Source organism: Sphingomonas sp. CCH10-B3 (assembly GCF_001556185.1).
GTDB classification, from domain to species: Bacteria; Pseudomonadota; Alphaproteobacteria; order Sphingomonadales; family Sphingomonadaceae; genus Sphingomonas; species Sphingomonas aquatica.
The window spans coordinates 153,797-165,630 of the sequence record NZ_LSIJ01000061.1; the positions used below are offsets into that span (position 1 = coordinate 153,797).

Annotated in this window: 12 protein-coding genes; 9 read left to right on the forward strand and 3 right to left on the reverse strand. The window is 65.2% G+C overall.

Features of this window, described 5'->3' with window-relative positions; genetic code table 11:
* The first annotated feature begins 74 nt into the window (after nucleotides 1-74).
* The 4 genes from secE to acsF all read left to right on the forward strand — a co-directional run bounded on the left by secE (nucleotide 75) and on the right by acsF (nucleotide 3,268).
* Complete coding sequence (gene secE / locus AX672_RS10520; protein WP_066651080.1) at nucleotides 75-293, forward strand: preprotein translocase subunit SecE; 219 nt, start codon at nucleotides 75-77, stop codon at nucleotides 291-293.
* Nucleotides 294-311: 18 nt separating this feature from the next.
* The gene (nusG, locus tag AX672_RS10525) at nucleotides 312-851 is read left to right on the forward strand and encodes a transcription termination/antitermination protein NusG (protein WP_066651081.1); all 540 of its coding nucleotides are present in this window, start codon (nucleotides 312-314) and stop codon (nucleotides 849-851) included.
* 122 nt (nucleotides 852-973) lie between these two features.
* Nucleotides 974-1,942 carry an alpha/beta hydrolase gene (locus AX672_RS10530; RefSeq protein WP_066651082.1) on the forward strand — a complete coding sequence of 323 codons (969 nt, stop codon included), beginning with the start codon at nucleotides 974-976 and terminating at the stop codon, nucleotides 1,940-1,942.
* Nucleotides 1,943-2,167: 225 nt separating this feature from the next.
* Nucleotides 2,168-3,268, forward strand: coding sequence for a magnesium-protoporphyrin IX monomethyl ester (oxidative) cyclase (gene acsF, locus AX672_RS10535; RefSeq protein ID WP_082730495.1), 1,101 nt, complete (start codon nucleotides 2,168-2,170; stop codon nucleotides 3,266-3,268).
* A gap of 55 nt (nucleotides 3,269-3,323) precedes the next feature.
* Here the strand turns inward: acsF and yghU are convergent, their stop codons facing one another.
* Entirely contained in the window at nucleotides 3,324-4,214 is an 891-nt protein-coding gene (yghU, locus tag AX672_RS10540) for a glutathione-dependent disulfide-bond oxidoreductase (protein WP_066651083.1), read from the reverse strand.
* 249 nt (nucleotides 4,215-4,463) lie between these two features.
* Here yghU and rplK point away from each other — a divergent pair, with 249 nt between their 5' ends.
* From rplK to rplL, 5 genes are all read left to right on the forward strand, one after another.
* On the forward strand, nucleotides 4,464-4,895 hold the full coding sequence (gene rplK / locus AX672_RS10545) for a 50S ribosomal protein L11 (protein ID WP_066651084.1): 432 nt from the start codon (nucleotides 4,464-4,466) through the stop codon (nucleotides 4,893-4,895).
* Between the two features lie 4 nt (nucleotides 4,896-4,899).
* On the forward strand, nucleotides 4,900-5,595 hold the full coding sequence (rplA, locus tag AX672_RS10550; RefSeq protein WP_066651085.1) for a 50S ribosomal protein L1: 696 nt from the start codon (nucleotides 4,900-4,902) through the stop codon (nucleotides 5,593-5,595).
* Between the two features lie 175 nt (nucleotides 5,596-5,770).
* Nucleotides 5,771-7,153, forward strand: coding sequence for a M28 family metallopeptidase (locus AX672_RS10555; RefSeq protein WP_066651086.1), 1,383 nt, complete (start codon nucleotides 5,771-5,773; stop codon nucleotides 7,151-7,153).
* A gap of 336 nt (nucleotides 7,154-7,489) precedes the next feature.
* Entirely contained in the window at nucleotides 7,490-8,011 is a 522-nt protein-coding gene (gene rplJ, locus AX672_RS10560; protein WP_066651087.1) for a 50S ribosomal protein L10, read from the forward strand.
* A 51-nt stretch (nucleotides 8,012-8,062) separates the two neighbouring features.
* Nucleotides 8,063-8,446 carry a 50S ribosomal protein L7/L12 gene (gene rplL, locus AX672_RS10565; RefSeq protein WP_066651201.1) on the forward strand — a complete coding sequence of 128 codons (384 nt, stop codon included), beginning with the start codon at nucleotides 8,063-8,065 and terminating at the stop codon, nucleotides 8,444-8,446.
* 174 nt (nucleotides 8,447-8,620) lie between these two features.
* Here rplL and AX672_RS10570 read toward each other — a convergent pair whose 3' ends face one another.
* Both AX672_RS10570 and AX672_RS10575 read right to left on the reverse strand, forming a co-directional pair.
* Entirely contained in the window at nucleotides 8,621-10,525 is a 1,905-nt protein-coding gene (locus AX672_RS10570; protein ID WP_066651088.1) for a CocE/NonD family hydrolase, read from the reverse strand.
* 65 nt (nucleotides 10,526-10,590) lie between these two features.
* Nucleotides 10,591-11,670: a hypothetical protein gene (locus tag AX672_RS10575; RefSeq protein ID WP_168727431.1), complete on the reverse strand. Its 1,080-nt coding sequence runs from the start codon at nucleotides 11,668-11,670 to the stop codon at nucleotides 10,591-10,593.
* Nucleotides 11,671-11,834: the final 164 nt, after the last annotated feature.

Below are 11,834 nucleotides of genomic sequence, written 5' to 3' on the forward strand. Positions count from 1 at the left end.
CGTCGTCGGTGCCCCTTTGCGGGACCGGGCGGCGGTCCTATGTCCCGACGAGGTAAGATTTAGAGGAAAAGCCCGTGGCTTCGTGGAATCCGATCGAATTCATTCGCCAGGCGCCGGTGTTCGCGCGCCAAGTGCAGGCCGAAACCCGCAAGGTGGTGTGGCCGAGCTGGCGTGAAACCTGGACGACCGGGTTGATGGTCGGCGTGATGACGACGGTGCTGGGGCTCTTCTTTTTCACGATCGATGCGATTTTCGATCGGATCGTCGCGGCCCTGCTGCTGCTGGCGAAATAAGGGCGGACGAACAGACACATGGCACGTTGGTACATCATTCACGCTTATTCGGGTTTCGAGGGCAAAGTCCGCGATTCGATCATGGCCGAGGCGACCCGCATGGGGCTCGACCGGCTGGTCGAAGCCGTCGAAGTGCCGACCGAAACCGTCACCGAGGCGCGTCGCGGCAAGAAAATCCAGGTCGAGCGCAAATTCATGCCGGGCTATGTGCTCGCCAAGCTCGACATGAATGACGACGTCTATCACCTCGTCAAGAATACGCCCAAGGTCACTGGCTTCCTCGGCGCCATGGGCAAGCCCCAGCCGATCAGCGACACCGAAGCCGCGCGGATGCTGTCGACCAAGGACGATGTCCAGGCGACCACGTCGAAGCAGCAGATCAAGGTCGATTACGAGATCGGCGACGCCGTGAAGGTGCTCGACGGCCCGTTCGCCAGCTTCAACGGCACCGTCGAGGAACTCGATTTCGACAAGTCGAAGGTCAAGGTGTCGGTGTCGATCTTCGGGCGCGCGACGCCCGTGGAACTCGATTTCGAGCAGGTCGAACGCGTCAAGTAACGCCGCGCCGCGCGGGAATGGCTATTCGCCAATCCTGCGGCGGCGGAGGGTCGGTGGATAACCCCGGTCCGGCCGTTTACTCCCGCACCAGCGACGCTACGGTAGCGGGCGCTGGAGGCGCCATGAACATATCGAAATCCCCTGTCGATCTGGTCGATCCCGAATTGCGGCCGATGCTCGATGCGTTTCCGACCGTCGCGGTCAACGCCGACATCCTGCCGTTCATGCGCCAGCGGCCGCCATGGACCGAGGTGAATCCGGCCGACCGCGCGCGCGCGATCATGGAGCAACGCTGCGTGCCCGGCCCGGCGGCGGCGCCAGAGGTGCCAATCCGCATCTATCGACCCGCAGGCCTGCCCGGCGACCTGCCGTGCGTGCTGCACATCCATGGCGGCGGATTCGTCGCCGGATCGGCATCTTCGATGGAGGGCATTCACCTGCCGCTCGCCGCCGATCTTGAGTGCTGCATCGTTTCGGTCGACTATCGGCTCGCGCCCGAAACCGCCTTTCCCGGTGCGGTTGAGGATTGTTACGCCGCGCTCGGGTGGGTGATGGCGAACGCCGCCAGCCTCGGCATCGATACCACGCGGCTGGGCGTGATGGGCGAAAGCGCAGGCGGCGGGCTGGCAGCGGCACTTGCGCTGCTGGTGCGCGATCGCGGGAAATATGCGCTCTCCTTTCAGCACTTGATCTACCCGATGCTCGACGACCGGACCTGCACCGCCGCCGATCCGCACCCGCATACCGGACATTTCATCTGGACGCCGGAGAGCAACCGCTTCGGCTGGACAAGCCTGCTCGGCGGCGCGCCCGGCGGCGCTGACGTTTCCTGCTATGCCGCGCCGGCCCGCGCCAGCGACCTGTCGGGCCTGCCGCCGACCTTCATCGCTACCGGCGCGCTCGATCTGTTTCTGGAAGAAGACCTCGACTATGCGCGCCGGCTGATGCGAGCGGGCGTGCCGGTCGAGCTTCATGTCTATCCCGGCGCGTTCCACGCCTTCAACGCCTGGCCAACGGCAAGCGTCGCCGCTCAGGCCCGCCACGACAGTGTGCGGGCGCTGTCAGCGGCGCTGAGGCAGCGGAGGGACTGAACCGGTACCGTTGATCGGCAGGCCGAACGAAAGTCGGCTGGGCCGCTACGCCTGCCAGATTGGTACGGGCAAGCCAGTTGTCGGCCCATGCGCTGACCCAAAATCGCTCGCGTTATCTCGCTCGGCATGCCGCTTCGGCAGATGGCGGCTCAACGGGTTTTGACTCGCGTCAATGCTCGCCCTCCCCCGCCGCCGGCACATTGGTTGGCAGCACAGGAGGGACCGATGACTGCAATCACTTTTGCCCCAACGACGCGCGACGCGCCCACGCGCGATGCCATGCCGACGGTCGCCGTCCTGAAGGACAAGGTCGCGCACGAAACCATCCTGAGCCCGCGCTTCTACACCACCGATTTCGACGCGCTCGACCGGATCGACGTGACGCCGGTGCGTGAGGAGTGGGAAGGCTTGATGGCGGAGATGGAGGCCGACCCCAACCGCACCCATTTCAAGCGCCGCGAGAGCTTTGCCGGCATCATCGAGTCGCTGGAACCCGAGCTGCGAGCGGATTTCCTGGACTTTCTCGTCTCCTCGATGACCTCGGAATTCTCGGGCTGCATTCTCTATGCCGAGATCGCGCGGCGGACGAAGAACCCCGAGGTGCGGCGACTGATGAAGCTGCTTGCCCGCGACGAAAGCCGCCACGCCGGCTTCATCAACGACAGCCTGAAGGACGCGGGCATCAACATCGACCTCAGCTATCTGCCGAAGGTCAAGAAACTCCATTATTTCAGCCCGAAGTTCATCTTCTACGGCACCTATCTGTCGGAAAAGATCGGCTATGCGCGCTACATCACCATCTGCCGCCACCTGCAGACGCACCCCGACCGGCAGTTTCATCCGCTGTTCGAACGGTTCGAGGCCTGGTGCAACGACGAGTATCGCCACGGCGAAGCGATTGCGCTGCTGCTGCGCGCCGACCCCAAGCTGCTGGGCGGGCTGAACCGGCTGTGGATCCGCTTCTTCCTGATTTCGGTCTATGCGACGATGTATTGCCGCGACCACACCCGGCCGGCGCTCCACAAGGCGCTGGGCGTCGACGTGACCGACTATGACTACCGCGTGTTCGATACGACGAGCGCGATCAGTCGCCAGATTTTCCCGTTCGTGCTCGATCTGGACCACCCACGCTTCCGTGCCGGGATGGAAGCGATGCTGCGCGCGTCGGTGCGGCTGGATGCAGCGCGCAAGCGGCGCGGGCTGGGCGGTGCGCTGGCAAAGGTCGGCGCGATGGCTGCGGCGGGCATCGCGTTTGCGCGGATGTTCCTAACACCGGTCAAGGAAAACCAGCCGCCCCGCCAGGTTCGGCTCGCGCAGAGTTGGTAGGGTCGGCGACGGGGCAGCGCAAAGGCGATGGCGCTACCCCTGTCACCCGGCCTCGCTACTCCACGGCTACTTCTGCCACGCGGTCGAAATCACTCGCGTCGTGGCGTTCGGCGAGTTGCTTCGCAGGATCGCCGAACACGCGGTTGACTCGGGCGCCGCGCTGGACGGCCTCACGCGCGCCGATCTGGTCGGTCCAGCGCGCGACATTCTTGTAGTCGTCGATGCCGAGGAACTCGCGGGCATTATAGGCCACGCGGATGCCGGCGCCGTACCACGGATAGATTGCCATATCGGCGATCGTATACTCGTCACCGATCATATACTCATTCTTGGCCAGATGCGTGTCGAGCACATGCAGCTGGCGCTTCACTTCCATCGCATAGCGATCGATCGCATACTGAATCTTGAACGGCGCATAGGCATAGAAGTGGCCGAAGCCGCCGCCCAGGAACGGCGCCGACCCCATCTGCCACATCAGCCAGTTGAAGGTCGCCGCGCGTTTGTGCGGGTCGGTCGGCAGGAATTCGCCGAACTTTTCCGCGAGATAGACGAGCATCGATCCGCTTTCGAACAGGCGGATCACGGGATCGACCGAATGATCGGCCATCGCCGGGATCTTGCTGTTCGGGTTGATCTCGACAAAGCCGCTGCCGAACTGGTCGCCTTCGGCGATCTTGATCAGCCACGCGTCATATTCGGCACCGCTGTGCCCGGCGGCGAGCAGTTCCTCGAGCATGATCGTGACTTTGACGCCATTGGGCGTGCCGAGCGAATAAAGCTGCAAGGGGTGCTTGCCGACCGGCAGTTCCTTCTCATGCGTCGCGCCCGAAATCGGCCGGTTGATGCTGGCGAAGGCGCCGCCATTGCCGGGCTCCCACGTCCATACGGCGGGCGGCACGTAACCGGCGGGCTGGTTGTTGGCGGCGGGGTCGGCGGCGTCGGTCATGCGAGTCCTCCCTATGGATCGTTTCGCCGCACGATATGGGGTCGGCGGGCCGCGCGTCCAGCCGTGGCATTGTTTGGCCCGCGCCAAGCCATTCCATCGTTGCGCAAGGCGCGGGCTTGCGCTATGCGCGCGCACTTCCAACGCCATGGCAATGGAATGCGTGCGGGAGGCAAGCGAAAGCTTGCCGCTTGAACCGCTAAACTTGAACCCGGCCGGGCCCGCCCCGTGCCGCGCAACAGAGTGAGTAGAATGGCAAAGAAGATTACCGGTTACATCAAGCTGCAGGTCCCTGCAGGCAAGGCGAATCCGTCGCCCCCGATCGGCCCGGCGCTGGGTCAGCGCGGCGTCAACATCATGGAATTCTGCAAGGCGTTCAATGCGTCGACCGGCGACCAGGAAGTCGGCACCCCGCTGCCGACCGTGATCACCGTCTATGCCGACCGCAGCTTCTCGTTCGAGACCAAGACGCCGCCCGCGACCTACCTCATCAAGAAGGCTGCGAACCTGAAGTCGGGCTCGAAGGAGCCGGGCAAGGTGTCGGCGGGCAAGATCGCGCGCTCGAAGCTGAGCGAGATCGCCCAGGCCAAGATGAAGGACCTGAACGCGAACGACATCGAAGCCGCAACCCGAATCATCGAGGGCTCGGCCCGCGCGATGGGCCTCGAAGTGGTGGAGGGCTGATCCGATGACCAAGCTGACCAAGAAGGCCAAGACCCTCGCCGCCGCCGTCGACCGCGAGAAGCTCTACACCGTCGACGAAGCGATCGCGCTTGCCAAGGCGAATGCGACCGCCAAGTTCGACGAGACAATCGAAGTCGCGCTCAACCTCGGCGTCGATCCGCGCCACGCCGACCAGATGGTCCGCGGCGTCGTCACGCTGCCGAAGGGCACCGGCAAGACCGTGCGCGTCGGCGTGTTCGCCAAGGGCGCCAAGGCTGACGAAGCCAAGGCCGCGGGCGCCGACGTGGTCGGTGCCGAGGACCTGATGGAGCTCGTCCAGGGCGGCACGATCGAATTCGATCGCTGCATCGCGACCCCCGACATGATGGGCGTCGTCGGGCGGCTCGGCAAGATCCTGGGCCCCAAGGGCCTGATGCCGAACCCCAAGCTCGGCACGGTGACGATGAACGTCGCGCAGGCGGTGAAGGACGCCAAGGGCGGCCAGATCGAGTACCGCGTCGAAAAGGCTGGCATCATTCACTCGGGGATCGGCAAGGCGTCGTTCCCGGCGGAAGACCTGCGCGCGAACTTCGACGCGCTGGTCGATGCACTGATCAAGGCGAAGCCCGCAGGCGCCAAGGGCAAATATGTCCGCAAGATCGCCGTCAGCTCGACGATGGGTGCAGGGGTCAAGGTCGATACGGCCGAAGTCGCTGCCTGATAGCGACGGCAGCGCAGCGATCGCGCTGCCCGCCGCGAACCAAACCGAGGCCGGGGCATGTCCCCGGCCTTTTTTCGTGGTGCATTCCTTTCGCGTCGGCACATGGACCGGCGCGTAACTTGCCGGACGCGCGCGGGCCGATTAGGCCACCTCCAGCAACTGCGGGGAGAACGACATGCGGCACATCGGGATCAACTCTGTCGCGGCTCTGGCAGTGCTCGCCTGTCTCACAGCGCCGGCAGCCGTGGACGCCAAGCGCAAGGCCCGCCCGGCTCCCTACAAGGTGCGCATCGAATCGGTGATGGCGCATGAGAAATTCCTCGCCGGGCCCGAATTGCGCGGGCGCGGCAGCGCGACCGGCGACGAAGCGATCGCGGCTGCCTATGTCGCCGCGCAATTCGCGCAATATGGGCTGAAACCGGCACCGGGAATGACGGGCTATCTCCAGCCCGCCAAGGTCATCCGGTTGAAGCTGAAGGGCGATCCTGTGCTCGCCGCAGCTGGCGCCCCGGTGCCGGGCCTGTTGCTGATCGTCGGCAGCGGCGAATCGATCAGCGGCAAGATTGCCGTGTTCACCGGCGACAAGCCCGCCGACATGCCCAGCGCCGACGTCGTCCTGGTCCCCGTATTCAAGGGGCCGCCCTTTGCGCTGTTCGGCGCCGCGCGGGCGAAGAAAGTCAAACTGCTGATCCTCGCCGAAAGCGCGATGACCAAGGGCCAGCTGGCGTCGCAGGGCAATGCGCCGCGCCTCCCGGTGTTTTTGGAAGGCGCAGCGCCATCGGGCGGCGTGTCGGTCGCGACGCTGCCCGCCGAGACGCTGGCCGCACTTGCCGCCAAACCGGGCACCGACGTGACGCTGACGCTGCCCGAAGTCGTCCGCGAGGAAAGCATCACCACCAACGCGATCGGCTATATCCCTGGCACCGATCCCAAGGCTGGGACGCTGCTGTTTTCGGCGCACCTCGATCATTTGGGCGTCCTGCCGAATGGCACGGTGATGCATGGCGCCAATGACGACGCATCGGGTACGGTCGCGGTGCTGGAGATCGCCAAGGCGATGGCAGCGGGCAAGCGCCCGCGCCGCAGCCTGTTGTTCGTGGCTTATGGCAGCGAGGAGATCGGCCTGTTCGGCTCGACCTATTTCGGCGAGCACCCGCCGGTGCCTCTCAAGGACATCGTCGCCAATCTCGAATTCGAAATGATCGGCGCGCAGGACCCCAAGTTGCCCAAAGGCGTAATGATGATGACCGGCTATGAGCGGTCCGACTTCGGCAAGGCAATGAAGGCACATGGCGCGCTGGTCACCGCCGACCCCTACCCCGAGCAGAACTTCTTCCAGCGATCTGACAATTACGCGCTCGCGCGGCTGGGGATCGTTGCGCACACCCTGTCGGGCTGGGCGCTGGTGCCGACCTATCACAGGCCGACCGATACGATCGAGAATATCGACTTCGCCTTTATGACCAACGCGATCCAGTCGCTGATCGCGCCGGTGAAGTGGCTCGCCTATGGCAAATTCACCCCGCAGTGGACAAAGGACGGCAAGCCCAAACCATAGGATCGAGGACCAACCTCGCACCGTTTGCACGCTAGTCGTTGACATTTGGCCCCTGCGCTGTATTTGCGCGCGCTCACCCGGCACAGGTTCGCTTGCGCCGGGGTACCGTCCGAGACGGCAGGTGTGGGTTTCCCACTTAATCTCCTGCCTAGACGGGGACTGGAATTTCCGACCGATGCGGGGCTTGCCCTTGCGCGGTCTGCCGTGGTTCACGCCACGATCCACCCCCTTTGACGGACAAGCCCGGCTGGAACGGGGGTCCGCCCCCTGCCCTTCTCGGATTAACCGGCTCCCGAGGCGCCTTGCCGCTGGAGTCATTTGAACGTGGAGAATGGCATGGATCGTGCTCAAAAGGCCGACCTCGTCGCCGATCTGAACCGCACCTTTGCCGAGGTGAACGTGGTGGTCGTCACCCGCAATCTCGGCATGACCGTCGCACAGTCCACTGTGCTGCGGAACAAGATGCGCGAAGCAGGCGCGAGCTATAAGGTCTCGAAGAACAAGCTTGCCAAGATCGCGCTGGACGGCACCAACTACCTCTCGCTGGGCGACATGCTCACCGGGCCGGTTGGTCTCGCCACTTCCGTCGATCCCGTCGCGGCCGCCAAGGTGGCCGTCGAATTCGCGAAGACGAACGAAAAGTTCGAAATCGTCGGCGGGGCGATGGGCGCGACTGTCCTCGATGTCGAAGGCGTGAAGGCTCTGGCGACGATGCCGTCGCTCGATGAACTGCGCGCCAAGATCATCGGCCTGATCCAGGCACCGGCGCAGAAGCTGGCCTCGGTCACGCAGGCCCCGGCCGCGCAGCTTGCGCGTGTCTTCCAGGCCTATGCCGACAAGGACAAGGAAGCCGCCTGATCTTATCAGGCTTCAACTATCTGTACTGAAACCTTTTTTCGGAGAATGAACATGGCAGACCTGAACGCGCTGGTGGAAAGCCTGAGCGCACTGACCGTCCTCGAAGCCGCCGAGCTGTCGAAGATGCTGGAAGAAAAGTGGGGCGTTTCGGCCGCCGCAGCCGTTGCCGTTGCCGGCCCGGCCGCTGGTGGTGGTGGCGCCGCTGCTCCCGCCGCTGAAGAAAAGACCGAATTCGACGTCATCCTGACCGGCGACGGCGGCAAGAAGATCAACGTCATCAAGGAAGTCCGTGCGATCACCCAGCTCGGCCTGACCGAAGCCAAGACGCTGGTCGAATCGGCCCCGAAGGCCGTCAAGGAAGGCGTGTCGAAGGACGAAGCCGAAAAGATCAAGAAGCAGCTGGAAGAAGCCGGCGCGACTGTCGAGATCAAGTAAGCCGCGCTCACCCTGGCGCAACGCCGGGGTATGCAACGCAAATCAGGGCCGCTCCCGGCAACGGGGGCGGCCCTTTTGCGTCGGGCTGATCCGCCCTACGCGCGATGATGCTGCCACATCATCGGCCAATCGCAGCATGCGTGGTTGGCGAGCCGACGGCCCGCCAACCCAGAATTACTCGACCACCGGCAACCAAACCCGGCTGGCCTGCGCCCCGCCGCGCATCAGCGTGATCGTTGCCGGCTTGTAGTCGGCCTTGGTCGCGAAGAAGATGTTAGGGACATAAGTCTGCGGGTTGCGATCATAGAGCGGGAACAGGCTCGACTGGACCTGCACCATGATCCGGTGACCCGGCTGGAAGACATGATTCACGGCCGGCAGGCGGAACTTGTATTCCTGCACCTTGCCCGCCGGGATCGCACTCGGCTTGGCGAAGCTCTCGCGATAGCGCCCGCGGAAAATGTCGAGGCTGATCGCGAGCTGATAGCCGCCCATCTTGGCGTCGCCCGCGACTTCGTCGGGATAGACGTCGATCACCTTGACGATGAAGTCGCCGTCGGTGCCGGTCGTCTTGGCGAAGATGTCGGCGATCGGCACGCCCGACACGCGCACCGGCTTGGTGAGCACGTCGGTCTGGTAGGTCATCACGTCGGGCCGGCCGTCGACGCCGCGCTGGTCGCTGACCAGCCAGTCGCCCCAGCGGCCGTCATCGAAATTGACCGGGCGCGGCAGATGCGGGACCGGCTTGGCAGGGTCGCTGACATAGGCGTCGCCGCCCTCGGCACCCTTGGCAAAGGCAAGCGCGCCGCCTTCCGCGAGATAGATTGGCTTCATCGGCGATGCGCAGCCGCGCTCGCACGCGAGCGGCCACTGGGCGAAGCGATCCCAGTGGTTCTCGCCGGTGTTGTAGAGCGTGGCCGCCGGCAGCGTGACGGCGGGGCCATCCTTCAGATAATGGTTGAACAGCGGCAGCACCATTTCCTCGCGGAATTGCGCGGCGGTGTCGCCGTTCCACTTGAACGGCCCAAGTTCGCGCCCTTCGCGGTTGATCTGGCTGTGCCGCCACGGCCCCATCACGAGAAAATTATTGCCGAGCTTGCCCTTGGCCTTGAGCGCTTCCCAGGCGACGATCGCGCCATAAATGTCCTCCTGATCCCACAGGCCCTGTTCCCAGATCGTCGGGATGTCGGACGGATTGGCCGCGAGCAGCTTGTCGAGCGCCTGCCCCTGCCAGAATTCGTCATAGGCCGGGTGGTCGGTCATCCGCTTCCACGCCGGCAACTGGTCAAAGCCCGACAGCTTGGCCCATTCGGCAGCGCCGCCCAGCCGGCGGAATTCCTCGTAATTGTCATAGATGCCGGTGGCGGGATCCTGCCCACGCCCCTTGTAGCCGGTCTGCGACGCGATCCAGCCGATGTTGGCGAGCCGGAAGGCGCCGTGGTGGAACCAGTCGTCGCCCATCCAGCCGTCGATCATCGGGCTTTCGGGTGCCGCAACCTTCAGTGCCGGGTGCGGCTTGAGCAGGGCGGCGACAACAGTGAAGCCTTCGTAGGACGAGCCGATCATTCCCACCCGGCCATTCGATTCGGGCAGGTTCGCCTTGTTCACCAGCCAGTCGATCGTGTCGTAAGCGTCGGTGGTATGGTCGGTGCTGGTCGGGTTGAGCGGGCCGATCGGCGGGCGCGTGACCATATAGTCGCCCTCCGACTTATACTTGCCGCGCACGTCCTGATAGACGCGGATATAGCCTGCCTTCACGAACGGCTCGTCCGAAAGCGGCAGCGTCGACAGGATATACGGGCTGTCCTTGCGATTGGCGCGCGCGGTCGCGTTATAGGGCGTGCGGGTCAGCAGGATCGGCGCGTTGGTCAGCCCCTTGGGATAGACGATGACGGTGTAGAGCTTCACCCCATCGCGCATCGGCACCATCACTTCGCGCTTGACGTAATCATTGGCGGTCGCGGGCGGCGCGAACTTGGCGGGAATGTCGCTGCCTGCCGGGGTCGGCGCCTGCTGCGCGAGTGCCGGAACGAATGCAAGGCTCGCGACCAGCGCGATCAGCGGCAAGCGGATGGTCATGGGGAATGTCTCCTAGAATCGATCAGATGATGTAATAGTGTCACCGGATCGCGCAGACGCAAGGGCTAGTGCTTGCGGACCTCGCCGTGCACGCGCATGCCGATGCGGTCATAGAGGCGCGGCGGCAGGTCGAGCCAGATCGGCCCCAGCCGCGGATTGCCCGGCTGGTCGATGCCGAGCAGATAATCGACACCGAGTTCGGCCTTGCCGCCACCGGGCCAGCGATAGCTCGCCGACAGCAGGATCAGCGGCACGCAAAGCGGGCGTCCCGCGAGCGTCAAACGATGGATGCGCGCAACCGGCAGCACGGCCGTCGCCGCAAATTGCGCCTCGGCGCCGGGCGCAAGCACGAACGGCGCGACCATTGGCCGCGTGATCGTCGGCACCGGTCCGGCGATGGGTGGCGCGAGGCCGACGCTGGCCGTGCGCAGCTCGACATGCAGCCGGACATCCTCGGCCGGCACCTCACCGCCATTGCGGACCTCGATTTCAAAATGGACCGCGAGCTGATCGCCGTCGATGCCCGCCCGCGCGACCGAGAAATCGAGCTCGAGCCTGGGGCGCAGGAATGCCTCGGGTGCCGCCGCAACGGGTTCGGCAACCGGCGCCGCGACTTCGGCGACCGCGGTTTGCAACGCGACGGGCTCAGGCGCATCAGGCGCCGCGCGGCGACGTCGATATACCACTCCTGCGAGGCCCGCGATCGCCAGCCCGGCGACGACGAGCAGGCCCAGCCACGGGGTGCGCCACCACGGCACTGCAGCGGGCGGCGGCGTGGCAGGCTGCACCGGGCGCGCGGCAGGCGTCGGCCGCGTTTGCGGCACGCCGGTCGCAACTGGCGCGGGACGCGGCGTCGGCGTTGCGGCAGGTTGCGGCGCGGGCGTGATGCGCGGCGCTGGTTGGGCCGCCGATGGCACCGGGCGCGGTGTCGGCACCGGTCGCGGCGTGGGTCCGGGGGTCGGCGTGGGCGACGGGCTCGGCGATGGCGTCGGCGATGGCGCCGGAATCACCACTCGCCCCGGCAGCCGATAGTTTTCGAGTTCGGGAACGGTCTGGCTGTTCTGCGCCACCGCAGCAGCGCCCCCGGCGAGGGCGACCGCAAAGCCTGCTGCCGTACCAGCGATGGATGTCCGCCGCGTCCCCACCGCGTCCCCTTAAATGCGCCAAGCTGAACGGCAGGCTACGGCCACCGAAGCCCGCAGCAGTTGGCCGGGCTATGGGCAGGAAAATCGCGTGCGGCAACCGCTGCTTGCCGGCCGCGCCGCGATGTTGGTCGCCCGACGCTCGGGCAATTGACAGGCCATGGCCC

Coding starts and splice junctions, on each gene's coding strand:
- nusG (WP_066651081.1), top strand. CDS start 312: ATGGCACGTTGGTACATCATTCACGCTTATTCGGGTTTCGAGGGCAAA.
- AX672_RS10530 (WP_066651082.1), top strand. CDS start 974: ATGAACATATCGAAATCCCCTGTCGATCTGGTCGATCCCGAATTGCGG.
- acsF (WP_082730495.1), top strand. CDS start 2,168: ATGACTGCAATCACTTTTGCCCCAACGACGCGCGACGCGCCCACGCGC.
- yghU (WP_066651083.1), bottom strand. CDS start 4,214: ATGACCGACGCCGCCGACCCCGCCGCCAACAACCAGCCCGCCGGTTAC.
- rplK (WP_066651084.1), top strand. CDS start 4,464: ATGGCAAAGAAGATTACCGGTTACATCAAGCTGCAGGTCCCTGCAGGC.
- rplA (WP_066651085.1), top strand. CDS start 4,900: ATGACCAAGCTGACCAAGAAGGCCAAGACCCTCGCCGCCGCCGTCGAC.
- AX672_RS10555 (WP_066651086.1), top strand. CDS start 5,771: ATGCGGCACATCGGGATCAACTCTGTCGCGGCTCTGGCAGTGCTCGCC.
- rplJ (WP_066651087.1), top strand. CDS start 7,490: ATGGATCGTGCTCAAAAGGCCGACCTCGTCGCCGATCTGAACCGCACC.
- rplL (WP_066651201.1), top strand. CDS start 8,063: ATGGCAGACCTGAACGCGCTGGTGGAAAGCCTGAGCGCACTGACCGTC.
- AX672_RS10570 (WP_066651088.1), bottom strand. CDS start 10,525: ATGACCATCCGCTTGCCGCTGATCGCGCTGGTCGCGAGCCTTGCATTC.